21 protein-coding genes and 2 riboswitches are annotated in these 22,877 nt (G+C 67.2%); of the genes, 12 read left to right on the top strand and 9 right to left on the bottom strand.

What is annotated here, in order from left to right; all coding sequences use genetic code 11:
• Positions 1-138: 138 nt before the first annotated feature.
• The gene (locus ACM1PE_RS17330; RefSeq protein ID WP_419340587.1) at positions 139-1,368 is read right to left on the bottom strand and encodes a D-amino acid dehydrogenase; all 1,230 of its coding nucleotides are present in this window, start codon (positions 1,366-1,368) and stop codon (positions 139-141) included.
• A 44-nt stretch (positions 1,369-1,412) separates the two neighbouring features.
• Positions 1,413-1,501: riboswitch (glycine riboswitch) on the bottom strand.
• A 1-nt stretch (position 1,502) separates the two neighbouring features.
• A riboswitch (glycine riboswitch) is annotated at positions 1,503-1,594 on the bottom strand.
• Positions 1,595-1,722: 128 nt separating this feature from the next.
• On the opposite strand from ACM1PE_RS17330, the gene ampC reads away from it, so the two are divergent.
• Positions 1,723-2,883: a class C beta-lactamase gene (gene ampC, locus ACM1PE_RS17325; RefSeq protein ID WP_419340586.1), complete on the top strand. Its 1,161-nt coding sequence runs from the start codon at positions 1,723-1,725 to the stop codon at positions 2,881-2,883.
• 17 nt (positions 2,884-2,900) lie between these two features.
• On the opposite strand, the gene ACM1PE_RS17320 is transcribed toward ampC, so the two are convergent.
• The 3 genes from ACM1PE_RS17320 to ACM1PE_RS17310 all read right to left on the bottom strand — a co-directional run bounded on the left by ACM1PE_RS17320 (position 2,901) and on the right by ACM1PE_RS17310 (position 6,111).
• Positions 2,901-3,905 carry a 3-hydroxybutyryl-CoA dehydrogenase gene (locus tag ACM1PE_RS17320; protein ID WP_419340585.1) on the bottom strand — a complete coding sequence of 335 codons (1,005 nt, stop codon included), beginning with the start codon at positions 3,903-3,905 and terminating at the stop codon, positions 2,901-2,903.
• A gap of 7 nt (positions 3,906-3,912) precedes the next feature.
• A complete protein-coding gene (locus ACM1PE_RS17315) occupies positions 3,913-5,010 on the bottom strand; it encodes an NAD/NADP octopine/nopaline dehydrogenase family protein (protein ID WP_419340584.1) in 1,098 nt (365 codons plus the stop codon).
• 117 nt (positions 5,011-5,127) lie between these two features.
• Positions 5,128-6,111 (bottom strand): AraC family transcriptional regulator, encoded by a 984-nt coding sequence (locus tag ACM1PE_RS17310; RefSeq protein WP_118934745.1) that lies wholly within the window; start codon positions 6,109-6,111, stop codon positions 5,128-5,130.
• 149 nt (positions 6,112-6,260) lie between these two features.
• On the opposite strand from ACM1PE_RS17310, the gene ACM1PE_RS17305 reads away from it, so the two are divergent.
• The 7 genes from ACM1PE_RS17305 (at position 6,261) to ACM1PE_RS17275 (ending at position 13,123) form a co-directional block, all read left to right on the top strand.
• On the top strand, positions 6,261-7,637 hold the full coding sequence (locus ACM1PE_RS17305) for a spinster family MFS transporter (RefSeq protein ID WP_419340583.1): 1,377 nt from the start codon (positions 6,261-6,263) through the stop codon (positions 7,635-7,637).
• 146 nt (positions 7,638-7,783) lie between these two features.
• Positions 7,784-8,629, top strand: a complete 846-nt coding sequence (locus tag ACM1PE_RS17300) for a DUF2242 domain-containing protein (RefSeq protein ID WP_419340582.1) — start codon at positions 7,784-7,786, stop codon at positions 8,627-8,629.
• A gap of 93 nt (positions 8,630-8,722) precedes the next feature.
• Positions 8,723-9,148 carry a CopD family protein gene (locus tag ACM1PE_RS17295; RefSeq protein WP_059372618.1) on the top strand — a complete coding sequence of 142 codons (426 nt, stop codon included), beginning with the start codon at positions 8,723-8,725 and terminating at the stop codon, positions 9,146-9,148.
• A gap of 155 nt (positions 9,149-9,303) precedes the next feature.
• Positions 9,304-10,119, top strand: coding sequence for a MetQ/NlpA family ABC transporter substrate-binding protein (locus ACM1PE_RS17290; protein ID WP_419340581.1), 816 nt, complete (start codon positions 9,304-9,306; stop codon positions 10,117-10,119).
• A 15-nt stretch (positions 10,120-10,134) separates the two neighbouring features.
• Entirely contained in the window at positions 10,135-11,241 is a 1,107-nt protein-coding gene (locus tag ACM1PE_RS17285) for a methionine ABC transporter ATP-binding protein (RefSeq protein ID WP_280015104.1), read from the top strand.
• Positions 11,222-11,878, top strand: coding sequence for a methionine ABC transporter permease (locus ACM1PE_RS17280; RefSeq protein WP_059372625.1), 657 nt, complete (start codon positions 11,222-11,224; stop codon positions 11,876-11,878). The genes ACM1PE_RS17285 and ACM1PE_RS17280 overlap by 20 nt, the downstream gene beginning before the upstream one ends.
• A 54-nt stretch (positions 11,879-11,932) precedes the next feature.
• Positions 11,933-13,123, top strand: coding sequence for a trans-sulfuration enzyme family protein (locus ACM1PE_RS17275; protein ID WP_059372628.1), 1,191 nt, complete (start codon positions 11,933-11,935; stop codon positions 13,121-13,123).
• Here the strand turns inward: ACM1PE_RS17275 and ACM1PE_RS17270 are convergent.
• Positions 13,098-13,559, bottom strand: a complete 462-nt coding sequence (locus tag ACM1PE_RS17270; protein WP_419340580.1) for a hypothetical protein — start codon at positions 13,557-13,559, stop codon at positions 13,098-13,100. The two genes, ACM1PE_RS17275 and ACM1PE_RS17270, sit on opposite strands and share 26 nt — an antisense overlap.
• 187 nt (positions 13,560-13,746) lie before the next feature.
• Here ACM1PE_RS17270 and ppk2 point away from each other — a divergent pair, with 187 nt between their 5' ends.
• Positions 13,747-15,015 carry a polyphosphate kinase 2 gene (ppk2, locus tag ACM1PE_RS17265; RefSeq protein ID WP_419340579.1) on the top strand — a complete coding sequence of 423 codons (1,269 nt, stop codon included), beginning with the start codon at positions 13,747-13,749 and terminating at the stop codon, positions 15,013-15,015.
• Positions 15,016-15,019: 4 nt separating this feature from the next.
• Here the strand turns inward: ppk2 and ACM1PE_RS17260 are convergent, their stop codons facing one another.
• Genes ACM1PE_RS17260 through ACM1PE_RS17250 form a run of 3 tightly spaced genes read right to left on the bottom strand, consistent with a single transcriptional unit; the run spans position 15,020 to position 18,509 of the window.
• Positions 15,020-15,373: a DOPA 4,5-dioxygenase family protein gene (locus ACM1PE_RS17260; protein WP_059372634.1), complete on the bottom strand. Its 354-nt coding sequence runs from the start codon at positions 15,371-15,373 to the stop codon at positions 15,020-15,022.
• A gap of 19 nt (positions 15,374-15,392) precedes the next feature.
• Entirely contained in the window at positions 15,393-15,755 is a 363-nt protein-coding gene (locus ACM1PE_RS17255; RefSeq protein WP_419340578.1) for a translation initiation factor Sui1, read from the bottom strand.
• Between the two features lie 57 nt (positions 15,756-15,812).
• Positions 15,813-18,509, bottom strand: a complete 2,697-nt coding sequence (locus ACM1PE_RS17250; RefSeq protein WP_419340577.1) for a LuxR C-terminal-related transcriptional regulator — start codon at positions 18,507-18,509, stop codon at positions 15,813-15,815.
• Between the two features lie 181 nt (positions 18,510-18,690).
• Here ACM1PE_RS17250 and ACM1PE_RS17245 point away from each other — a divergent pair, with 181 nt between their 5' ends.
• From ACM1PE_RS17245 to ACM1PE_RS17235, 3 genes are read left to right on the top strand one after another with little or no spacing between them, the layout of a single operon-like run.
• Positions 18,691-19,914 carry an ABC transporter substrate-binding protein gene (locus ACM1PE_RS17245; RefSeq protein WP_118934597.1) on the top strand — a complete coding sequence of 408 codons (1,224 nt, stop codon included), beginning with the start codon at positions 18,691-18,693 and terminating at the stop codon, positions 19,912-19,914.
• Complete coding sequence (locus tag ACM1PE_RS17240) at positions 19,911-20,987, top strand: alcohol dehydrogenase catalytic domain-containing protein (protein ID WP_419340576.1); 1,077 nt, start codon at positions 19,911-19,913, stop codon at positions 20,985-20,987. Before ACM1PE_RS17245 ends, ACM1PE_RS17240 begins: the two co-directional genes overlap by 4 nt.
• A gap of 4 nt (positions 20,988-20,991) precedes the next feature.
• Positions 20,992-22,425, top strand: a complete 1,434-nt coding sequence (locus tag ACM1PE_RS17235; protein WP_251881823.1) for an aldehyde dehydrogenase family protein — start codon at positions 20,992-20,994, stop codon at positions 22,423-22,425.
• Between the two features lie 54 nt (positions 22,426-22,479).
• On the opposite strand, the gene ACM1PE_RS17230 is transcribed toward ACM1PE_RS17235, so the two are convergent.
• Complete coding sequence (locus ACM1PE_RS17230) at positions 22,480-22,860, bottom strand: RNA-binding S4 domain-containing protein (RefSeq protein ID WP_054452689.1); 381 nt, start codon at positions 22,858-22,860, stop codon at positions 22,480-22,482.
• Between the last annotated feature and the right edge of the window lie 17 nt (positions 22,861-22,877).

The following is a 22,877-nucleotide window of genomic DNA, read 5'->3' as shown; positions in this document are numbered from 1 at the left end:
CAGTGCAAGTACCGACAGGTGCAACTGTAGACTGGAGTTCACTTATCCGCCGGCTTTTCTCCCATTATTCGGACAGAAAGTAGGCGAAGCGGTACGAGCAAACCTGGTTGCATCAATGCTGGGTTTGCTCGCCTCAACTCAAGCCTCTCCCACCCCCTCCCTCACGCTAGCCGCCAGCATCTGCGCCGTCGCCGCCGACAAGGTCCAGCCCAGATGCCCATGCCCCGTGTTGTAGAACACGCCCGGCCGCCTGCCCGGGCCGACGCGGGGCATCATGTTCGGCGTCATGGGGCGCAGCCCGCACCACGGCACCACGCGCGAAGTTCGGATGCCGGGGAAGTGCTTGCGGGTCCAGTCCACCAGCGGTTGCACGCGTTCGGCGCGGATGTCCATGTTGAAGCCGTTGAACTCCGCCGTGCCGGTCACGCGGAAGCGGTCGCCGAGGCGGCTGGTGACGATCTTGGCGGCTTCGTCCAGCAGGCTGACGTGCGGTGCGGCCGCCTGGCTGGCGGCGTCGTCCAGGTGCACGCTGATGGAATAGCCCTTGACCGGGTAGATGTTGAGCGTGTCGCCCAGCTGCCTGGCGAACTGCCGGCTGACGGCGCCGGCGCAGACGACGATGGCGTCGGCCTCGTGCTGCTCGCGGCGCGCGCCGCCCTCGCGCGCGACGTCGAGCACGTAGGGCGCGCCGTCCACGCTGATGTTGCGGATGTCGGCGTCCTGCGCGAAGCGCACGCCGCGGCGCTCGCAGGCGCGGGCCAGGCCGCTGGTGAACTTGTGGATGTCGCCGGTGGCGTCCGAGGGCGTGTAGAAGCCGCCATGGCAAGGGGTTTGCAGCGTGGGTTCGATGCTGCGCGCTTCCTCGGGTGACACTGCGTAGCGCTCCAGCCCGCCTTCCTGCAGCAGCGCATTGGCGCGGCGCGCGGTCTCGAAGCTGGCGGCGTCGTGGTAGATATGCAGAATGCCGCGGCGCTCCAGGTCGAAATCTATGCCTTCTTCTTCCGCCATGGCGTACAGGTGCTGGCGCGCGGCAATGGCAAGCCGCGTGGTCTCGATGGTGTTGCGGCGGTAGTTGCGGATCTGTCCGATGAACTGCGCCAGCCAGGAGTACTTGTGCCAGCTGAAGCGGGGATTGAGCAGCAGCGGCGCGTTGTGGCGGCCGAGCCAGCGCAGGCCTTTCATGATGGTGGCGGTGCTGTTCCAGACCTCGGCGTTGCTGGCCGATAGCTGGCCGCCGTTGGCGTAGGAAGTCTCCATGGCCGGATAGCGCTGGCGGTCGTAGACGGTGACGTGGTATCCCAGTTTGCTCAGGGCATAGGCGGACGTGACGCCGGTGATACCGGCGCCAATGATGGCGATGCGGGGCATGATGGCTCCAGATTGAGTGGCCGCGGCCACCCGGCCGCAGCACCCCATCTGTCTCTGTACCTGAGAGCTTCACCCGCGGCGCAGGCGGCGGGTTCCCCTTCGGTGGGCGCAATCCGCGCCTCTCTCCAGATTGTCTAGACCGCGCAGTCCTGTTTGCCTGAGAGTTTCCGGGGCGGTTGCTCCGTCGGCGCCTGCCGCGGGGGCAGGTCTCTTCTGCGGGGTTTTGGATCGACGAGGCGAGGATAGCCAAAATCCCCCAGAATGAGACCAAGGGTTAGTACCAATAAGGCGCCGCGCCGCGTTACGATGCTTGCGCGCCGCCGTCGCGGCGCCACCGATCCGACACGACAGGGAATGACGAGAATGCGCTTGAACAGCATGCTGCGCACGGGATTGTTTACGCTGATGGCCGCAGGCTGCGGGCTGGCGCAGGCCGGACAGGCGGAGACCGACAGCAAGGTCGACGAGGCGGTCCAGGCCGTCATGCGCGAACATGGCATTGCGGGGATGTCGATCGCCGTGACCCGCAACGGGACGCAGCATTTCTACAACTATGGCGTGGCATCCAGGCAAACCGGCAGGCGGGCCGACAGCGACACGCTGTACGAGATCGGCTCCATCAGCAAGACCTACACGGCAACCCTGGCAACCTACGCACAGGCGCGCGGCCGCCTGGCGCTGAGCGACAGCCCGGCCAAGTATCTGCCCGAGCTCGCCGGCAGCGACTTCGCCAAACTGAGCCTGATCAACCTGGGGACGCACACGACCGGCGGCTTTCCCTTGCAGGTGCCCGACGCGGTCACGAACCAGGCGCAGATGATGGCTTACCTCAAGGCCTGGAAGCCCGAGCATGCCGCTGGCACGTATCGCACCTACGCCAACCCCAGCATCGGCATGCTGGGCGTGGTTGCGGCCAAGAGCCTGAACCGGCCGTTCAAGGCGGCCATGGAGCGGGACCTGTTTCCCAAGCTAGGCCTGACCAGCACCTACATCGACGTGCCGGCCGCCAGGATGGCGGACTACGCGCAGGGCTACAACAAGCAGGATGCGCCCGTGCGCGTGAATCCGGGCGTGCTGGCCGAGGAGGCCTACGGCGTGAAGACCAGCGCACGCGACCTGATCCGCTTCGTCGACGCGAACATGGGCTTGAACCTTGCCGATGCCGAACTGCGCGGCGCGATTGCGCAGACGCACGTCGGCTATTACCAACTGGGCGACATGACCCAGGACCTGGCCTGGGAGCAATTGCGTTATCCGGCGACGCTGGACGCGTTGCTGACGGCCAATGCCGGCAACTACAACAGCCAGAGCCAGCCCGTGACCGCATTGAACCCGCCGCTGCCGCCGCAGGAGGCCGTGTGGATCAACAAGACGGGTTCGACCAACGGCTTCGGCGGCTATGTGGCATTCGTGCCGTCGAAGAAGCTGGGCATCGTGATACTGGCCAACCGCAACTATCCGAACGAGGCCAGGGTCCGGCTGGCGTACCGGATCCTGGGCGACTTGGAGAAGTAGGCGCGCAGGCCGGCGCGCTATCGCGCGGGCGGCTGCCTTGCCGCGTTGTGGCGGGGCAACAGGTCCATCACTTCCAGACGCTTGCACAATTGCGCCAGCCGCTCCATCTTGTAGGCATTTACGTCCATGCCGGCGTAGTCATAGAAGCCCTGGCCGTCGCGCAGCCCGTTGCGCCCTTGTTCCATGTTGCTGGCGATGACGGCGGGCGAGGCGAAGCGCGGATCGATGGCATCGGCGAGGTAGCGCGAGGCGTAGTAGAGGATGTCGCCGCCGCCCCAGTCGATGAACTCCAGCAGCCCCAGAACCGAAAACCGCAGGCCGAAGCCCAGGCGCACGGCCGTGTCGATGTCTTCGGCGCTGGCCACGCCTTCCTCCACCATGCGGGCCGCTTCGTTCATGGCCAGGGCCTGGATGCGGGGCACGATGTAGCCGGCGGCGGGGGCGCACTGCACGGGCTTCTTGCCCGCCAGGCGCAGCGCTGCCAGCAGCCCTTGCGTCGCGGCCTCGCTGGTCTGGGGGCCGCGGCTCACTTCCACCAGCGGTATCAGGTAGGCGGGGTTGAGCCAGTGCGCGTTCAGGAAGCGCTGCGGACCTTGCACCAGCTCCGCCAGCTCGGTGACCAGAAAGGTGGACGTGGTGGACGCGATGATGCTGTCCGGCGCGCAGGCCGCTCCCAACCACAGAAAGGCATCGCGCTTGGCGTCCAGGCGTTCAGGCACGGCTTCGAACACCACGCGCGCCTGCCGCAGATCTGCTTCGGCATCCTCGCGCGTGCATAGGCGGATGCGCGCCAGCGCTACCTCTGCCTGCGCGGCGTCGAGCAAGCCCAGCCTGCACAGGATGCCGAGCTCGCGGCGCAGATCGTCCCGCACGCGTGCGAAGTAATCGGCCTGCTCGGCGGGCGGGCGCGGCTTGATGTCTATCAGCGTGACGTCCAGTCCTGCATGGATGTATGACAGCGTGATGCCCACGCCCATGCGGCCGGCGCCGATTACGCAGAGTCTGTCGTTCATGGCTTGCATCTCCGTGTCAGCAGCCTTCGGCCAGAAGCTGGCGCATGTCCGCGCGCGACAGGCGGTCCAGGCCCAGGCGTTCGAACGTGCGTCCTTCGGCGTAGAGGTCGCGTCCGGTGACCGCGCTGGCCAGGCTCAGCAGGCCTTGTGCGACAGGCGTCGGCACGCCCGCCCAGCGGCCGGCGGACACCAGGAATGACAGGCCAAGCCGCGTGTCCTCCAGCATGTAGCGGTGCGTGTGCAGGTCTATGTCCTCGCGCCAGTCGCCGCTGTCGGTGAGCCTGCCATGGGCGCCGCGGCCGTACATCCATTCATCGCCTTCGGCGGCATAGTGGTCGGCCAACGGGAAGTGCGGCGCGGCATAGCCCAGGGCCACGCGGATGGCGATGCGCTCCGCGTCCAGCGCGTCGGTCACGCGCCGTATGGAGGCCTGGGTGCCTTCGTTGTGGATGTCCCATTTGTCGAAGTGTTCCAGCGGCCCTGCATTCATCATGATGAGCGGCGGATGGATGATGGGGCCGGCGTTCATCAGCGCGCCCGAAAGCCCGTCCTCTATCGGTTCGATGCTGGGGTAGGCGCGCTGGACCACGGCCAGCGCCTGCTCCGACAGCCGCCGCGGAAAGACGCCGGTGGGCAGGCGGGTGGCGTAGCCGCTGATCACGACCTTTTCGCCATGTTTGCGGGCCAGGTAGGGCAGGGTGCCGGTCTCGGCGAAGGCCGTGTTCGCGGCGTTTCCTGCTTCTTTCATGGCGCGGGCGAAGACGTAGCAGCCGAAGGTGCCCGGCGGCAGGAACACGACCTGGCCGTCGCGCAGCAGCGGCGCCAATTCCCGGGCCAGCGCTTCGTGGGTGGTGGAAGGCAGGGGAATGACCAGCAGCTCCGCATTCTCCACGGCAGTGGCCAGGTCGCGCACCAGCTGCAACTGGCGGGGGCCGTCGCCCAGCGGAATCTGGCGGCTGCCGCGATAGTCGGTGACCGTCAGCGCGGCCGCATCCCGCAAGTCCTGGAAGGCCGTCCAGTCCCGGCGCCACCAGCGCACGTGATGGCCTTTCTCGAACAGCTCGGCCGCTGCCGCGTAGCAGCCGTGGCCGCCGCCTATGACGCTGATTCTCATGGTCAAGCTCCGTCTGATGGAGCCTTGATCCTAGCGGCGGCGCGCTGGCGGGGCTGCGCCGAACGCGCAAGCGGCGTTCCGATCCGGCAAGCGAATCCTGGCGCTGCCGTGCAACGCCTAATGCCTGCTTTGGCGCAGGGTGTCCGACGGCAGGCAGCCGTAGCGCTTGCGATAGTGGGTGGCGAAATGCCCGAAGCTGGAAATGCCGTGCCGCAGCAGGATGTCGGTGACGCTGTCGCCTTCGCCGGCTTGCGCAAGCGCCGCGTGCACCTGGGCCAGCCGCTGGTTGCGCACGTAGTCGCTGGGACTCTGCTTCAGGAACTGCGAGAAGCCGTTTTGCAGCGTGCGCACGGAGACGCCGCAGTGGGCCGCCAGGTCCGTCAGCGATAGCGGCTGGTCCAGATGGCTTTCTATGTAATCGCGCGCGCGCCGCACATGCAGGGGCAGCGGTTGGCGGCGGTCTGCCTGCAAGGCCTCGGAGTAGTTGTGCGGCAGCTGGGTCAGCAGCAGCGTCAGCAGGTAGTCTGAAAAGCCGGCGGCCAGCGTTTGCGTGACGCCTTCGATGGCGGGATGGCGGTACAGCCGGCACAGATAGTCCAGCGTTTCGCGCACTGCCACCGGTCCGGGCGCGTCGGCATCCATTTGCAGGTCGAACACCAGCGCCTGTTTGGCGGGGCGCTCGAGCAGCCGCTGCAACTGGCGTTCCAGCGCCTCGCGCTCGATGCGCAGGATCAGGTTGCGGCAGTCGCGGCCGATGCGGATCACGCTGCGCTCGGACGGCGAGGAAATGGTCAGGCTGCCCGCGTTCATCGACGCGCTGCGCTTGCCCAGCGTGATCAGCCCGGAGCCTTGCAGCGTGATGCGGATCAGGTAGTAGCTGGCGATGTCGCCGGCGTCGATCTCGACTTCCGCGCCATAGTGCAGGTCGAACAAGGCTGCGTTGCCGAAGAAGACGCCGTACAGGCGCGATTGCAGGGGTTTTCCCGGGGGAACGCACATGCGGTGCGACCATAGGTGCTGGCTGACCTGGTCCTTGATCTCGGCGATGTTGCCCGAGTCCAGCAAGCAATGGCGGTCCAGCGGATTGGTGTCGTTGAACATGCTTTCCTGCGCAGCGGGAACAGTCCTTGCGTCAGGCGTATAGAGGCTGGCTGCGCAAAGACCTACAAAAGATGGGCCTGCAAGCAAGTGAGACACAACCCGGCCCTTGGGCATGGGCAGATCTCACCACCATACAAGGGAAACAAACCATGACTAACGGCAGCCCGCGGCACGGATCAAAACCTAGCTACGCCTACGAGTGGTACGTCGTGGTGATATGCATGCTAGCGTACATATTTTCCTTCGTCGACAGGCAGATCCTGGCGCTGATGATCGAGCCCATCAAGCACGACCTGCAGCTGTCCGACACGCAATTCAGCTTGCTGCACGGGCTGGCGTTTTCCTTGTTCTACGCCTTCATGGGCATACCGATAGCCTTGCTGGCGGATCGCTATTCGCGGCCCCGGATCATCGCGATCGGCGTGGCGTTCTGGAGCCTGGCCACGGCGGCCTGTGGGCTTTCGCGCAATTTCGCGCAGATGTTTCTCGCGCGGATCGGCGTGGGCGTGGGCGAGGCAGCGCTCTCGCCTGCCACGTACTCCATGCTCAGCGACATGTTCCCGCGCGAGAAGCTGGGGCGCGCCGTCGGCATCTATTCGATCGGCTCGTTCATCGGCGGCGGCATGGCGTTCCTGATCGGCGGCTACGTCATCAACCTGCTCAAGAGCGTGGATACGGTTGCCTTGCCGTGGATAGGCGCAATGCGGCCCTGGCAGGTGACCTTCTTCATTGTGGGATTGCCTGGCCTGCTGATTGCGCTGCTGATCCTGCTGACGGTGCGCGATCCGCAGCGGCTGGGCTTGCGACGCAATGCCTCGGGGCAGGTGCAGAAGCCCGCCATGGAAGATACCTTCCGCTTCCTGGGGCGCCATCGCAGCACCTTCTTCTGCCACTACCTGGGCTTCTCGTTCTATGCGATGGTGCTGTTCGCACTGCTGGGCTGGACGCCGGCGTTCTACATGCGCAAGTTCGGCATGTCGCCCTCGGAAGCCGGCTACATGCTGGGCGTGGTGGTGCTGGTCGCCAATACCGCCGGGGTGTTCTGCGGCGGCTGGCTGATGGATTGGCTGGCCAAGCGGGGCTACAGCGATGCGCCGTTGCGCGCTGGCGTGATTGGCGCGGCCGGCATGGCCCTGCCTGCGGTGGTCTTCACCCAGGTCGATTCGCTGTGGTGGTCGGTGGGCTTGCTGCTGCCGGCCATGTTCTTCGCCTCGTTTCCGATGCCGACCTCGACCGCCGCGATGCAGATACTGCCGCCCAATCAGCTGCGCGCCCAGGTATCGGCGCTGTTCCTGCTGATCTCGAACCTGATCGGATTGGGCCTGGGCACCACCGCCGTGGCCATGCTGACGGACCGGCTGTTCAAGAACCCGGCAGCGGTAGGGCAGTCCATGTCGGTCCTGGTTGGCGTGGCCACGGTGTTGTGCATCGGCCTGCTGGCCGCGGGCTGCAAGCATTACCGCCGCAGCCTGAACCTGGAGGCGCAGGAGGCGCCGCCGCTCGCGCCTGCGCGCGTGTCGCCCTGAACGCGGCAGCCAGGGCTGCCCGGGCCGCGATGCGGCCCTTTTTTTAACTCTGTTACCTCTCCGTTGAACTGCACATTCCTCGTAAAAGAAATGGTGCCGGGGATGCGCTATAACGAACGCTTGACGCATTACTGTTCCCCCAATTCATGCCCCGTTTTTCCCGCAGTCCGTCGCTGGTCCTGTCCGTTGCCCTGGTAGGCGTCCTGGCGGGATGCTCATCCCCCAAGCCAGAGTTCGAAAAAGAAGACTTCACCCAGAACAACACTTACTCGCGCACCGTCGATGCGAGTAACGTCGCCGCCTGCGACGCGGGCCGCCGCGCCTTGCTGAGCCAGGGCTACAACATCGACAAGTTCGAGGGTTCGCGGGTCACGGGGCACAAGAATTTCCAGGACGAAAACGGCCAGCATACGCAGATTGCCTTCAACATCGAATGCGCCTCCGATGGCAGCGCGAATGAGCGCGCCACGGTGTTTGCCAACGCCGTGCAGGACCGCTATTCGATCAAGCGCACCAATAGCTCGGCCAGCGTGGGCGTGAGCGTGCTGGGCCAGGTGTCCATGCCGTTCGGGTCCAGCGACGATTCGCTGGTGAAGACGGGCAGCCAGACGGTTGCGCGGCCCAAGTTCTATGAAGGCTTCTTCCAGCTGCTACAGCGTTTCCTGCCGGACGCGCAGGCCGCCGCCGCGCCGCGTGCGCCCGCAGGCGGCCGGGCCAAGGCGCAACCCAAGGCCGCGCCGGCCGAGCCGGCGGAATCTCCCGACAAGCCCGCCGATACCTTGAATCCGGCCGCGGCCAACGGCGGCAGCGAAACGCCGAAAACATCTGCCGCGGGAGGCTCCAGTTCGCCGGCCGCGCCCGCCGCTGCGGCTCCCGCGCCGGCGGCGCCTGCACCCGCAGTTCCCGCGCCCGCATCTGCTGCCCCCGCATCCAGCGCGCCCGCATCGACTCCCGCGCCCGCCGCCCCGGCCAGCCCCGAGGCGGCCAAGTAAGGCTGCGTTGCCGGGCGCCGCTTGCCGTAGCGCAAACGGAAGCGCCGTGCCGGTACACGGCGCGGTCCGCATCCGGCGATAATCGCGGTCATCATGACCTATCAACTCCTGAAAATGCTACACGTGGCGGCCGTGGTCGCCTGGCTGGGCGGATCGCTGTTCGTGTCCCTGTTCCTGCTGTCCTCGCAGCCGCAGGACAGTGAAGAAGCGCCCAAGGAACGCAAGATGCTGGGCGCCTTGCGCCGCTGGACGCTCTACGTGACCACGCCGGCCATGGTGCTCGCGTGGCTGGTCGGCCTGCACCTGGCCATGACCTTCGGCTGGTTCGCCATGACCTGGATCTGGGTCAAGGTGGGCTTCGCGCTGGCGCTGTCGGCGCTGCTCGGCATCCAGAGCGCGGCATTGCGGCGCATGGCCAACGGCAGCGCCCAGCGTCCGCCGCTGGTGGATCTGTACGCGCCCTTCACCGTCATCGCGTCCGCGGCCATCGTGACGCTGGTGGTCGTCAAGCCCTTCTGATCCGCGCGGCGGGGCATGTGCCGGGACCATATGCCCAGCCGCCATAACCAAACGCCCCTGTAATAAGGACTCAACGAACTATTCGTTCGCCGGGTCCGTCCCCCTCCCTAGAATCGTTTCTCTCATAACCGCATAGCCTGAGAGGCGATTCCAACATGACTTCCCGTTTTTTCAAGCGCCTGCTGGGCGCGGTGCTGGCTTCGGCGGCAATGTTCCATGGCCCGGCTTTTTCGGCCGATCCCAAGCCGCTGAAGGTGGGCGTGCGCGGCGGCGTCGACGAGCAGATCTGGGAAGTGGTGGCCCAGGTCGCCAAGAAGAACGGCCTGGCGGTCGAGCCCGTGGTGATCACCGGCACCGCCAGCCCGAACGAGGCGCTCAACAACGGCGACCTGAACGCCAATGCCTTCCAGCACATTCCCTTCCTGAACGACCAGATCAAGCAGCGCGGCTACAAGCTCGTGTCCGTGGCCAACACGCTGATCTCGCCCATCGCGTTCTACTCCAGGAAGTACAAGTCGCTCAATGAGCTGCCCGAAGGCGCCCGCGTCGGCATTCCCAACGACCCCAGCAACCAGACGCGCGCGCTGGTCATCCTGCGCGACCAGGGCCTGATCACGCTGAAGGACGGGTTCGATCCGGCCACCGGCACGGCGACCTTGGCGGACGTGACCTCCAACCCCAAGAAGCTCAACTTCGTGGAAAGCGCTTCCGTGGTGCTGGCGCGTTCGCTGCCGGACGTGGACACCGCGGCCATCGTCAACAGCTTCGCCTATCAGGCCGGGCTGATCGCCACGCGCGACGGCATCGCGGTGGAGAAGAAGGAAAACAATCCTTACGTAAACATCATCGCGGTGCGCGAACAGGACAAGAACGCGCCCTGGGTGCCTGAACTGGTCAAGGCCTATCACTCCGAGGAAGTGCGCCAGTTCATCCTGAGCAAGTACGACGGCTCGGTGATTCCGGTTTTCTGAGCTCGGAGCCGGGCAATGATGCAACACGAATTCTCCATGGCCACGCTGGCCGATGCCGCGCCGCGAACCCAGGCCGCAGATGCGCACATCGTGTTCGAAGGGCTGCAGAAGCGCTACGAGGGGGCGCAGGGGCCGGTGGCCGCGCTGTCCGACGTGTCGTTCGCCATCGCCCGCGGCGAGGTCTACGGCATCATCGGCCGCAGCGGCGCGGGCAAGTCCACGCTGCTGCGTTCCATCAACATGCTGGAGCGGCCCAGCGCCGGCCGCGTGCTGGTGGACGGCGTGGACGCGGGCGGCCTGGACGAAAACGCGCTGGTGGGCCTGCGCCGCCGCATCGGCATGATCTTCCAGCACTTCAATCTGCTGTCGGCCAAGACGGTGGCCGAGAACGTGGCCTTGCCCTTGCGCGTGGCGGGCGTCAAGCCCGCCGCGGCGCGGGCGCGGGTAGAGGAACTGCTGGAGCTGGTGGGGCTGCGCGACAAGGCCGACGTTTATCCGGCAAAACTGTCCGGCGGCCAGAAGCAGCGGGTGGGGATCGCCCGCGCGCTGGTGCATGAACCGGAGATCCTGCTGTGCGACGAAGCCACGTCGGCGCTGGACCCGGAAACCACGCAGGCCATCCTGGCCTTGTTGCTGGACATCAACCGCAAGCTGGGCCTGACGGTGGTGTTGATCACGCACGACATGGCGGTGATCCGCGAGGTCTGCCACAGGGTGCTGGTGCTGGACGGCGGCCGCAAGGTCGAGGAAGGCGAGGTCTGGCGCGTGTTCGGCAATCCCCAGGCCGACGCCACGCGCGCCTTGCTGCGGCCCTTGCAGCACGACTTGCCGCCCGATCTCGCCAGCAGGCTGGTGCCCGACCTGCAGGGCCGCGCGGGCGTAGCCGTGCTGCGGCTGCGCTTTACGGGGCAGGGGCGTCCGGACGGCGTGTCCTTGCAGGCGCTGGCCGCGCTCGGCCCCGGCGCGACGCTGCTGCACGGCGGACTGGACCGCCTGCGCGGCCATGCGCAGGGCAGCCTGCTGGTGTCCGTGCCCGCGGGCGCATTACAGGAAGAGGCCGCGCGCGCCGCGCTGGTGGCCGATCAAATCAAGGTGCTGGGTTATGTCGCTGCCAATGCTTGATAAATACCTGCAGGCTTTCCTGCAGACCCTGGCGATGGTGAGCGTGTCCGCCGTCATCGCCATCGTTCTCGGCCTGGCGCTGGCCGTGGTGCTGACCGTCACCGCGCCGGGCAATCTGTATCCCCGGCCGCGCTTCAACAAGGTCCTGTCGGTGACGGTCAATACCTTCCGCGCCATCCCCTTCATCATCCTGCTGGTGGCGATGCTGCCGTTCACGCGCTTTCTGGTGGGCACCACACTGGGCACCTGGGCCGCCATCGTGCCGCTATCGGCCAATCTGGTGCCGTTCTTCGCGCGCATCGCCCAGGTCAGCCTGAACGACGTGGATCACGGGCTGGTGGAGGCGGCCAGGGCCATGGGTTGCCGGCGTTGGCACATCGTGCGCCACGTGCTGTTGCCGGAAGCCTTGCCGGGCATCATCGGCGGCATGACCGTCAGCGTCATCGCGATGATCAACGCTTCTGCCATGGCGGGCGCCGTAGGCGCGGGCGGCCTGGGCGATCTGGCCATTCGCTACGGCTACGAACGCTACGAGACCCGCGTGATGTTCGAGGTGATCGTGATCCTGATCGCGCTGGTCTCAATTGTGCAATTCACCGGCGAATGGCTGTCGCGCCGCGCCGACCACAAACGCTGACTCCACGCCGGGGCTGCGCGCCCCGGCCTTACCCGAAAACACAGGAACGCTGAAATGTCCGACTCCTCGCAACACGGTTTTGCCACGCGCGCCATCCACCTGGGCTATGACCCGCTGGACGAGCAGGGCGCCCTGGCTCCGCCGCTCTATCTGACCTCCACCTACACCCAGGACAGCATCGAATCCTTCGACCAGATCCGCCTGGGCGAAAAGCAGGGTTACGTCTACGGCCGCACGCGCAATCCGACGCAGGCGCTGCTGGAAGAGCGCCTGGCCTCTCTGGAAGGCGCCGAGGCCGGCGTGGTGACCGCCTCCGGCATGGCGGCGATTTCGGCGACCCTGTTCTCGCTATTGCAGAGCGGCGATGAAATCGTCGTGGACCAGATCGTGTATGGCACCGCCTTCACCCTGTTCACGCAAGGCCTGGCGCGCTTTGGCGTGCGCGCGGTGTTTGCCGATTTCACCCGCCCCGAGACCGTGGCGGCGGCCATCGGCCCCAACACGCGCGCGGTCTACTTCGAGACGCCGGCCAATCCCAACCTGCGCCTGGTGGATATCGCGGCGGTGTCCGCCATTGCCCGCGGCAAGGGTCTGCTGACCATCGTCGACAACACTTTCGCCACGCCGGTGCTGCAGCGTCCGCTGGAGCATGGCGCCGACGTCGTGCTGCACTCGGCCACCAAGTACCTGGGCGGCCACGGCGACCTGCTGGCGGGGGCGGTGCTGGGGCGCAAGGAACACATCGATGCGATCCGGCTGCAAGGGCTGCGCTACTTTACCGGCGCAACCTTGTCGCCCTTCACCGCCTTCCTGGTGCTGCGCGGCATCAAGACGCTGGAGCTGCGCGTGGCGCGCCACAGCGAATCCGCGCTGAAGGTGGCCAAGCTGCTGCGCGAGCATCCCGCGGTGGCAGACGTGTTCTACCCGGGCCTGGCGGATACGGCGGGCGCGGAGATCGCGCGCCGCCAGCAATCGGCCGGCGGCGGCCTGGTCGCGTTCGAACTCAAGGGTGGACTGGCGGCGGGACGCCGCCTGCTCAACAGCCTGAAGCTGGCGCGCATCGCGGTCAGCCTGGGCGATCCGGAAACCCTGATCCAGCATCCCGCGTCCATGACGCATGCCAGCTACTCTGCCGAGGACCGCGAGCGCTATGGACTGTCCGAGGGCTTGCTGCGGCTGTCGGTGGGCCTGGAGACGCCCGAGGACATCCTGGCCGACCTCAAGCAGGGCCTGGATCGGGCGTAGTGGCCACGCGCCGCCACGCCACCCATTCCCCTTGGTCCTCGAAGTTGCGCGGCCCGCGCGCGGCCGCGGCCAGCCCCGCGCGCAGCGCGCCCATGTCCAGGCCCGGCATGTTCCGCAGCAGGGCGGTAGGCAGTCGTTCGGCGTCGAGCGTGGCCTCGTCGAATTCCATGGCCATCAGCCCGCCGCCGTCGCTGGGTACGCGCAGGAACCACAGGCCTTCCATGTAGTCGCCCGACCAGGGATCGGGAAAGACGGCCTGCGTGTAGCGGAAGCCGAATTCATGGATGTCGCTCCAGGGCCAGAATTCCTGCTGGCCCAGGGCGCGCGCCAGTTCGCTGCTGCGCGTGAAACCGGCTTCATCGAAGCTCACGGTTTCGCGCAGGGGATCTTCGGGCGGCGTCGGGCCGGCTAGCAGCCGTTTGATGAATGACCACATGGCGCAGGGGCGGGTGTAGGGAGGCCAGTGTAGCGGCCTTCGTTGCTGCAAAAATGTTACAACGTTTGATCAAAGTCAAATCCGCGGGGCAGGGCTCGGAGTAGCGTTTGCGCTTTTCCCGACTGAGGCCGCAGGCGCAAGCCTGGCCGGCGCGGACAGGACGATCAGCGCAGCGAGGACAGGATCGATGACAGACAAGACCCCCCCAGCCACCGAACAAGCCGTAGCCGACACGCCGCGCAGGCGCGCGGCCAAGCGGACCGCCAGCGCCTCCAGGAGGCCGGCGGTCAAGACGGTCGTCACGCCGGTAACCACCAGCCGCAGGCCGCGCGCGGCCAAGGCGCCTGCCGCGGTGGATCCCGCGGCGGGCGATCCCGCGGCGGGCGATCCCGCGGCGGGCGCTCCCGCGCCGGTTGACCCCGTATCGGCCGCGGCCGCCGCCGAGCCGGCTCTCGATGTGCGCAAACGCGTCGTCGCCCGTCAGGACGCCGCGCGCCAGGAAACCGTCGCCGTGCTGGCCGACATCGCGCGCCGCTACAACGTCAGCGCGCCGGCCCAGGCGCGCGAGGCGCTGCGCTCGGTCATCGAGGAACTGTCGCCGGACGATGCGCAGGCCGTGCACCGCGCGTTGCTGGAAGCCAATTCGGCGGCGCCGCGCACGCGCCGCAATCCCGACGATGAGCTGGCCGCGGACTGGCGCGAAGGCATCTATCCCTATCGCCACCGCATGCTGCGCCGTAACTACGAAAAGCAGAAGTACAGCCTGCAGGTCGAACTGCTGAAGCTGCAGGCCTGGGTCAAGGCCACCGGCCAGCGCGTCGTGATCCTGTTCGAAGGCCGCGACGCCGCCGGCAAGGGCGGCACCATCAAGCGCATGATGGAACACCTGAACCCGCGCGGCGCGCGCGTGGTCGCGCTGGAAAAGCCTTCCGACACGGAAAAGGGCCAGTGGTACTTCCAGCGCTACGTGCAGCACCTGCCGACCGCGGGCGAGATCGTCATGTTCGACCGCTCCTGGTACAACCGCGCCGGCGTCGAGCGCGTGATGGGCTTTTGCACCCAGAACGAATACCTGGACTTCCTGCGCCAGGTGCCGGATTTCGAGCGCCACCTGGTCAGCAGCGGCATCCACCTGATCAAGTTCTGGTTCTCGGTCAGCCAGGAAGAACAGCGCCGCCGCTTCCTGCAGCGCAAGGTGCATCCGCTCAAGCAGTGGAAGCTCAGCCCGGTGGACCTGGCCTCGCTGGACAAATGGGACGACTACACCCGCGCCAAGGAAGCCATGTTCGCGCACACCGACACGGCCGACGCGCCCTGGGTGGTGGTCAAGTCCGACTGCAAGAAGCGCGCGCGGATCAATGCGATGCGCTACGTGCTCAGCCGCCTGCCATACGAAGGCAAGAGCTGCGATCCCATGATGGCGCTGGATTCGCTGATCGTGGGCCGCGCGCTGTAGCGGTTCAGGCGCCCAGCGCCTGCAGGTTCAGGGTGTGGCTGCGGCCGATCCACACGGCGCAGTCGCGGTGGTCGCGCAGGGAGTCGCCGGTGTTGGGATGCATGAAGACATCCAGCGCTCCGTGGTGCAGCGTCAGCCAGGTGGCGATCTCCGCGAAGCGCTCGGGCGTGAAGGCAATCTGGTAGCTCCACTGGGGATGCGGGCCGACGGGGCGCTCATGGAAGCGCCCCAGCTCCATCTGGCCGGCAAAGCGCGCGGCGATCCGTTCGCGCAGGGCGTGCGCGGCGTCGCGGCTGGCGGCGTCGAAATACACATGGGCGTGCCAACTGGCGACGGCGCTGGTTTGGGATTCGGTCATTGCTGTTGCTCCGTCGGTGTCAGCCGCCCGCGCGCTTGGCGCGGATGCCTTGTTTTTGCAGGGTTTCCATGACGCGTTCGCAGTGGTCGCCCTGGATCTCGATCACGCCGTCCTTTACCGTTCCGCCGGAGCCGCAGGCGTTGCGCAGCTGCTTGCCCAGCGCGTTCAGCGCCGCGCCGTCCAGCGCCACGCCCTTGACCACGGTGACGCTCTTGCCGCCACGGCCCTTGGTTTCGCGCGACACGCGGGCCACGCCGTCGCCGGCGGGGGCCGCATGGGCGGTCTGCTTGCACAGGCACTGCGCCAGCGGCTTGCGGCATTCGGGACACATGCGGCCGCCGTCGGTGGAGTAGACCAGGCCGCCTGTAGAACTGCTTTTCATGATGGACACGCGCAAAAGTCCCTATCTTAATCGCCGGCAGGCCAGCCAGTCCCGGCTTTACAGCAGACCGGCTTCGCGCGCCAGGGCCACGGCGCGGGTGCGGCTGTCGGCGCACAGTTTTACGTTCAGGTTGCGCAGATGGGTGCGCACGGTGCTTTCGGATACGAACAGGCGCTGGGCGATGGCGTTGTTGGAATGGCCGTCCGCAACCAGGCGCAGCACGTTCAGTTCCTTGGCTGTCAAAGCCTCGGCCGGCGCGCGCTCGGCGGCTGGCTTGGCCGGGCTGGAGTCCGCGGGCATCCCGGCATGGCGTTGGAAGCGGTTGAGCCAGGCTTGGGCCGACGCGCAGCCATTCAACCATGCGCAGCCGTCTGTCGACGAAAAGAAGCGCGGCAGCAGCGAGAGAAAGGCGCCGCCTTCGTCAGCCAGTACGCGGCATAGCCCCTCGGCCTGCGCGGTGTCCAGCAAGGTTGCCAACTGCTGGTGGGCCTGCGCCTCTTCGCCTGCGCGCGCCAGGGCGACGGCGCGGAACATCTGCAATTTGTAGGCGCGCCGGATGCGGCGGGACGATACGGCGCACGCAATGTCGGCATCCAGCTGGCGCAACGCATCCTCGGGCTTGCCCGTGTAGGACTGCACGCGCAGCATCCCCAGCCGCGGGTACAGCAAGTCGTTGGAAGGCAGGCGCAGCGTTTCGATGCGAGCCCACAGATCGTTGTCTTCCGCGCGTTTGAGCTCGTCCTGCGCGGCCTGCGGATGTCCTTGCAGCAACAGCACGCGCGCGCGCTCCACGCGCGCGCTGCCGGCGATCCGGGGCAGGCGGCGCTGATGGCCGAGGTATTCCAGTTCGCCCAGCAGATAGAAGGTCTGCACGATGTCGCCCGACAGAAATGCGATGCGCGCCAGCATCACATAGCCGAGTATCAAGTGGTCCGGGTGTCCCGTGTCCCGCCCAAGAGGCACGTAGACGCGCAACAGCCGGGCGGCCTGCTCCAGATCGCCGGCTTCGTAAACCCCGGCCGCGTACAGCACGCCGGCCCAGGCGTTGCCGTTGGCCTGGCCGTACGCGCCCTTGCGGGTGGCGTGGACGGCCATGCGGAAATGCGCGCCAGCCTGGCGCATGCGCCCCTCCTGCAGATCGATGATGCCTTCCACCGCTTCGGAGTACATCTGATTGAAAGCGCTGGCGGCCAGGCTCTGCGCGCGGCGGGCGGCGTCCAGCAGCCGTTGCGCTTCCTGGTAGCGGCCAAGCACGGCGGCGACGTTGGCCATGGCGTTGGCCAGGGCGGTTGCGGCGAAGGTGGACGCGTTCGCCGCCGCGGCGATGCCAGGCATGCCTAGCGCGTAGGCCTCTTCGTGGCGGTCGGTCATGGAGAGCAGCAAGGGCCGCAGCGCCTGCACGTGCGCGCGGACGTCGGGATCGGGGCTGCGGGCCAGTCTCAACTCGTCCAGCTGCAACGATGCCTCGCTGGCGCCCCGGGTAAAACAGGTTGCCCATACCTGCACCGCCTGCAGGGCCGGGCGGCGGGCCAGGACGGCCGCTGGCAACTGCGCGAACCAGCGGGAGAGCAGCCGCATGCGCCCCTCGGCCAGCAACGCTTCCGCGTTTGTACCCAGCAAGGCAAGGGCGTGCTCGAAGTCGCCGCCTTCGATGGCGTGATCGATGGCAGGAACGGGACGGCCTTGCTCGGCGTACCAGCGGGACGCTGCCAGATGCAGCGCGGGGATGTCCGCTGGATCCTGCTGCCGCAGTGTGGATTGCAGATGGCTCGCGAACAGGCCGTGGTAGCGGTATTGAGCCGCGTCCGCGGAGGAGCGCGACAGCAGGACCTGTCCGTCCTCGAGTTCGCGCAGGATGCGACCGCAGTCCAGGTCCGGCAGCAACGCTTGGCATAGCGCCGCGTTCAGTTGCTTCAGGATGCTGGTGCGCAGCAGGAAACGCCGCAACTCGGGCGTCTGTCCGGCAAGAACATCCTGGGCCAGATAGTCGGAGACGGACTGGTCGCTGCCCGAAAATCGTTCGATGAACGCCGCGGCGGAGTCCTGCCGCGCCAGCGAGGCGCAGGCCAGCCAGAGCGCGGCGATCCAGCCTTCGGTCTTGTGGTGAAGCTGGCCGATTTCGGCGCGTGTGACCACAGGGTTGCGCCGGGCAAAGAACAGGGTGGTCTCCTCCAGCGAAAAGCAGAGCTGGGCAGCGTCGATTTCGAGCAGCCGGCCGTCGGCCCGCAAGCGTCCCAGTTCCAGGCCGGTGGCATGGCGCGCGCCGATCAGCAGCCGGCCCTGCGGCGGCAGGCGGTTGATCAGGTTCTGCACGAAGTCCAGCACGCCTGGCGCGACGATGGCCTCGAACTCGTCCAGCACCAGCGCAAAGGGAGCGGTCTGTGTGGCGATGGCTTCGATGAGGGCGAGCGCCAGCGCGTCGTCGGCCTCCAGGTCGGCCAGCGCCCCGGGCGGCGCGGCCAGGGGCTCCAGCGCGGCGGTCAGGCAGCGCAGAAAGCGCGGCAGATCGTTATCGCCGCGGTCCAGCGTCAGCCAGGCGCCGTGCACGGATTGCGCGCTCAACCGGGTCTGGCACTGAGCCAGCAGCGTGGTCTTGCCGTAGCCGGCGGGGCCGCGCGCGAGGACGACCCTGGGGCTGCCGGGCGCGCAGATTTGCGCGCACAGCGATACACGCGGGATATGGTCGGGGTGGGCAGCGGGGACGCCGAGCTTGCCGCTGGCCAGCGCATGTCCGGGCGAAAACATAGGGCGCATGATCTGCCTGTTGGGTGAGGAACGATTGCGCGCCGCCGGCTCGGGGAAACCCGCAAGCAACACGAAAATCGTCGCTTTGGACGAAGCTGAAAAATGCGTGCCTACGATACAAAAGGACTCGTGCCGGGGCAATAGGCCAGTTGCTGCGCAAATGGCGTTTACTCATAACGGAGACATATCGATGGCAATCGTGAAAACGGTGTACGCGTTGGCGGGCGCCGCACTCGTTGCGGCAGGCGTGCAAGCGCAGCCTGCCGGCGGCCCAGTGAAGATCGGCGTCATGGCGGACATGAGCTCGGCGTACTCCGACATCGGCGGCAAGGGGCTGGTGGAGGCCGCGCGCATGGCCGTGCAGGATTTCGGCGGCAGCGTGTTGGGCCAGCCGGTCGAACTGGTGTACACCGATGGCCAGAACAAGGTCGACGTCGCCAGCGCGGCGGCGCGGCGCTGGTTCGACCAGGATGGCGTGGACATGGTCACCGATCTGCCCACGTCGGCGCTGGCGCTGGCCATCAGCGAACTCGGCCGCGAGAAGAAAAGGATCGTCATGGTGACGAGCGCGTCGACGTCGGAGCTGACCGCCAAGGCGTGCTCGCCCTATACCGTCCACTGGACCTACGACACCTACGCGCTGGCCAACGGCACGGGCGCGGCGGTGTCCGCGCAGGGCGGCAAGAAATGGTATTTCATGACCGCGGATTACTCGTTCGGCTACGCGCTGCAGGCCGATGCCTCCGCGGTCATCGAGAAGAACGGCGGCAAGGTGCTGGGGGCGGTGCGGTCGCCCCTGAATACGCCGGACTTCAGTTCCTATCTGTTGCAGGCGCAGGCTTCCAAAGCGGGCATCATCGGCCTGGCGCTGGGCGGCAACGACGTCATCAGCGCGATCAAGCAGGCGGCGGACTTCGGCATTGGCCGGCCGGGCGGCCAGCAGAAGCTGGTGGCGCTGCTGGCGTTCCTGTCGGACGTGAAGTCCATCGGGCTGCCCTTGGGCCAGGGGCTGCTGTTGACCGAGGCGTTCTACTGGGACCAGAACGACGCCACGCGGGCCTGGTCGCAACGCTTCCAGGACAAGGTCGGACGCAAGCCGACCATGACCCAGGCCGGCACCTACGGCGCGGTGCTGCATTACTTGAACGCGGTCAAGGCGGCCGGCACCAAGGACGCCGACGCCGTCATGGCCAAGATGCGGGAGACGCCCATCAACGACTTCATGACGCGCAACGGACGGTTGCGCGCGGACGGGCGGGTGGTGCGCGACATGTACCTGTTCGAAGTGAAGAAGCCGGAGGAATCCCGCAGCGAGTGGGATCTGTATAAGCAGGTTGCGGTCATCCCGGGCGACGTCGCATTCCGGCCAGAGGACCGCGGCGGCTGCCCCTTGATCAAGCAGGTGATGCGATGATCAGCTACGACGTAACCGCCTTTGGCCAGCCGCTGGTCCCGATCGAGCGCCCGGCGCCCGAACCGCAGGGAGCGCAGGTATTGCTGAGGGTGCTTGCCGCGGGCGTGTGCCACACCGACGTGCATACGTGGGAGGGCTACTACGACCTGGGCGGCGACAAGCGCCTGCGCGTGGAGCAGCGCGGCGTCACGCTGCCGTTGACCCTGGGCCATGAGACGGCAGGCGTGGTGGTCGCCGCCGGGCCAGACGCGAATGGGGTGACCACGGGACGGCGCTATCTGGTGTATCCGTGGATCGGTTGCGGCGACTGCAAGGTCTGCCGGCGCGGGCGCGAAAACCTGTGCGCCGCGCCGCGCTTCCTGGGGATCTTCCGGCCGGGCGGCTATAGCGACCACATCCTGGTGCCGGACGCCCGCTACCTGATCGAAATCGGCGACCTGCGGCCCGAGCAGGCCGCGCCTTACGCATGTTCGGGCCTGACGTCCTATAGCGCCATCCGCAAGATTGCGCCGGAGGTGCTGCAGGCGGAGGCGGTCGTGGTGGTCGGCGCAGGCGGCCTGGGCCTCATGTGCGTGAGCTTGCTGCGCGCCTTGGGATGCCCGCGGGTGATCGTGCTGGAACCCGATGGCGCGCGCCGGGGCGCCGCCCTGGCCGCCGGCGCCAGCCTGGCCGTGGACGCGCACGCCGCCAGCGCGCTGGACGAGGTTCGGCGCGCCGCGGGCGAGGTCTGGGCGGTGATCGATTGCGTGGGCGCGGCCAGCACGGTGAAGCAGGGCATGGATCTGCTGGCCAAGGGCGGGCAATTGATCCTGATCGGGCTGTTCGGCGGAGAGTTGCCGCTGTCGACGGCCTTGGTGCCCATGCGCGCCATCAGCATCGAAGGATCCTACATCGGCACGCTGGCCGAACTGCAGCAACTCATGGCCTTGGTGCGGGAGCGTGGGCCGCGCGCCATTCCGATTTCCTGCCGCTGCCTGCAGGAGGCTCAGGCAGCGCTTCTCGATCTGGCGGCCGGCCGCGTGGTGGGGCGCCAGGTCCTCTGTCCCGATCAACCCAACGCGAAACAGGCATAGAACCATGCAGCTGAATCTGGATTCCGGCTATTCCATGACGGTGGATGGCCGCGCGGAAACGTCGGTGCAAACCTTCGATGTGCTCAACCCCGCCACGGAGGAACGCATCGCCACCGTGCCGGACGCGTCGCTGGCGCAGTTGAACGAAGCAGTCGCGGCCGCGAGGCGCGCCTTTGCGCCATGGAGCGAGACGTCCCTGGCACGGCGCCAGGCCGCGCTTCTTGCCATGGCAGACAGGCTGGAGGAGTACACCGAAGGCTTCATGCGCCTGCTGACGCGCGAGCAGGGCAAGCCCCACGCCGACGCGCGCGCCGAGGTCGGCCGTTGCGTCGCCTGGCTGCGCGCGACCGCGGCGCGCGATCTGCCTGCGGCGCGGCTGGACGACGGCGCGGGCCGCGTGTTCGAGACGCGCCATGTGCCTATCGGCGTGGTGGCGGCGATCGCGCCTTGGAATTTTCCGATGACGCTGGCCATCTGGAAGATCGCCCCGGCCTTGCTGGCGGGCAACACCGTCGTGTTGAAGCCGTCGCCGTTCACGCCGCTGACTTCATTGAAGATGGGCGAGCTGTTTCGCGACCTGCTGCCGCCAGGCGCGCTGAACGTGGTGTGCGGCGGGGACCGGCTGGGACCTTGGCTGACCGAGCATCCGGGCATCGACAAGATCGCCTTTACCGGCTCGACCGCGACGGGCAGGCGCGTCATGCAGAGCGCATCCGGCAGGCTCAAACGCATCACGCTGGAGCTGGGCGGCAACGATGCGGCCATCGTGCTGCCGGATGTGGACGTGCGGGACACGGCCGCCAAGCTGTTCTGGGGAGCATTCCGCAATTCCTCGCAGTTCTGCCTGGCCACCAAGCGGCTGTATGTGCACGAATCCATCTATGACGAGTTCGCCGCGGCGTTGGTGGAACACGCCAGGGGCGTCGTCATGGGCGATGGCGCGCAGCCGGGGACCGGTCTGGGTCCGATCCAGAACCGTCCGCAGTACGAGCGGGTCAAGGATCTCATCGCCGACGCGCATCGCAACGGCGTGCGCTTTCTGGCGGGCGGCGATGTGCCGCAGGGCAAGGGTTATTTCGTGCCGGTCGCCATCCTGGACAATCCGCCGGACGACGCGCGCAGCGTGGTGGAAGAGGCGTTCGGACCGGTGCTGCCCTTGCTGAAATACCGGGACATCGACGACGTTGTCCAACGCGCCAATGACTCCGACTACGGGCTGGGCGGGTCGGTGTGGTCCAAGGACCTGACGCTGGCGCGGTCCATCGCGCGGCGCCTGGAAACCGGCACGGTATGGATCAACCATATCCACGCCATGTCGCCGGACGTGCCGTTCGGCGGCCGCAAGCAGTCGGGCCTGGGCGTGGAGAACGGGTTGGAAGGGCTGCTGGAATACACCAGCGTGCAGACGGTGGCGGTGTTGGCGGACGATGGCGCTTGAGCGTTATGGAATGCGGCCGGGACATGCGTAAGCGCCCCGGCGGCCCCGGAGGCTCTACTTGCCCCGCATCTGGTCTATCAACCGCCGGTCGCGCTTGGTCGGGCGTCCGGCTTCTATGCCCAGCGCGGGCTCGGGCGCCAGGCGGCGCATTTCCGCTGCGCGCTCGCGCGCTGCCACGCTTTCAGGCGTTTCCTCGTATAGCTGGCGCGCGACGGGGGCGGGGCCGCGCACGCCGCTGACCGCCATCACCCGCACATGCAGCGCCGGGTCTTCCTTGCGCACCGTGACCAGATCGCCTGGCGCGACTTCGCGCGCGGGCTTGGCGGGCTGGTCGTTCACCAATACCCGGCCCTTGCCGATTTCCTGCACGGCCAGGCTGCGCGTCTTGTAGAAGCGCGCGGCCCATAGCCACTTGTCTAGCCGGATCTTGTCCATGGTTCCTTACCTGCCGG

Source organism: Achromobacter sp. PD1, from assembly GCF_048541815.1.
Taxonomy (GTDB): domain Bacteria; phylum Pseudomonadota; class Gammaproteobacteria; order Burkholderiales; family Burkholderiaceae_B; genus Achromobacter; species Achromobacter bronchisepticus_A.
This window is presented reverse-complemented; position numbering and strand designations above follow the sequence as displayed.

Coding starts and splice junctions, on each gene's coding strand:
- ACM1PE_RS17330 (WP_419340587.1), bottom strand. CDS start 1,368: ATGCCCCGCATCGCCATCATTGGCGCCGGTATCACCGGCGTCACGTCC.
- ampC (WP_419340586.1), top strand. CDS start 1,723: ATGACGAGAATGCGCTTGAACAGCATGCTGCGCACGGGATTGTTTACG.
- ACM1PE_RS17320 (WP_419340585.1), bottom strand. CDS start 3,905: ATGCAAGCCATGAACGACAGACTCTGCGTAATCGGCGCCGGCCGCATG.
- ACM1PE_RS17315 (WP_419340584.1), bottom strand. CDS start 5,010: ATGAGAATCAGCGTCATAGGCGGCGGCCACGGCTGCTACGCGGCAGCG.
- ACM1PE_RS17310 (WP_118934745.1), bottom strand. CDS start 6,111: ATGTTCAACGACACCAATCCGCTGGACCGCCATTGCTTGCTGGACTCG.
- ACM1PE_RS17305 (WP_419340583.1), top strand. CDS start 6,261: ATGACTAACGGCAGCCCGCGGCACGGATCAAAACCTAGCTACGCCTAC.
- ACM1PE_RS17300 (WP_419340582.1), top strand. CDS start 7,784: ATGCCCCGTTTTTCCCGCAGTCCGTCGCTGGTCCTGTCCGTTGCCCTG.
- ACM1PE_RS17295 (WP_059372618.1), top strand. CDS start 8,723: ATGACCTATCAACTCCTGAAAATGCTACACGTGGCGGCCGTGGTCGCC.
- ACM1PE_RS17290 (WP_419340581.1), top strand. CDS start 9,304: ATGACTTCCCGTTTTTTCAAGCGCCTGCTGGGCGCGGTGCTGGCTTCG.
- ACM1PE_RS17285 (WP_280015104.1), top strand. CDS start 10,135: ATGATGCAACACGAATTCTCCATGGCCACGCTGGCCGATGCCGCGCCG.
- ACM1PE_RS17280 (WP_059372625.1), top strand. CDS start 11,222: ATGTCGCTGCCAATGCTTGATAAATACCTGCAGGCTTTCCTGCAGACC.
- ACM1PE_RS17275 (WP_059372628.1), top strand. CDS start 11,933: ATGTCCGACTCCTCGCAACACGGTTTTGCCACGCGCGCCATCCACCTG.
- ACM1PE_RS17270 (WP_419340580.1), bottom strand. CDS start 13,559: ATGTGGTCATTCATCAAACGGCTGCTAGCCGGCCCGACGCCGCCCGAA.
- ppk2 (WP_419340579.1), top strand. CDS start 13,747: ATGACAGACAAGACCCCCCCAGCCACCGAACAAGCCGTAGCCGACACG.
- ACM1PE_RS17260 (WP_059372634.1), bottom strand. CDS start 15,373: ATGACCGAATCCCAAACCAGCGCCGTCGCCAGTTGGCACGCCCATGTG.
- ACM1PE_RS17255 (WP_419340578.1), bottom strand. CDS start 15,755: ATGAAAAGCAGTTCTACAGGCGGCCTGGTCTACTCCACCGACGGCGGC.
- ACM1PE_RS17250 (WP_419340577.1), bottom strand. CDS start 18,509: ATGCGCCCTATGTTTTCGCCCGGACATGCGCTGGCCAGCGGCAAGCTC.
- ACM1PE_RS17245 (WP_118934597.1), top strand. CDS start 18,691: ATGGCAATCGTGAAAACGGTGTACGCGTTGGCGGGCGCCGCACTCGTT.
- ACM1PE_RS17240 (WP_419340576.1), top strand. CDS start 19,911: ATGATCAGCTACGACGTAACCGCCTTTGGCCAGCCGCTGGTCCCGATC.
- ACM1PE_RS17235 (WP_251881823.1), top strand. CDS start 20,992: ATGCAGCTGAATCTGGATTCCGGCTATTCCATGACGGTGGATGGCCGC.
- ACM1PE_RS17230 (WP_054452689.1), bottom strand. CDS start 22,860: ATGGACAAGATCCGGCTAGACAAGTGGCTATGGGCCGCGCGCTTCTAC.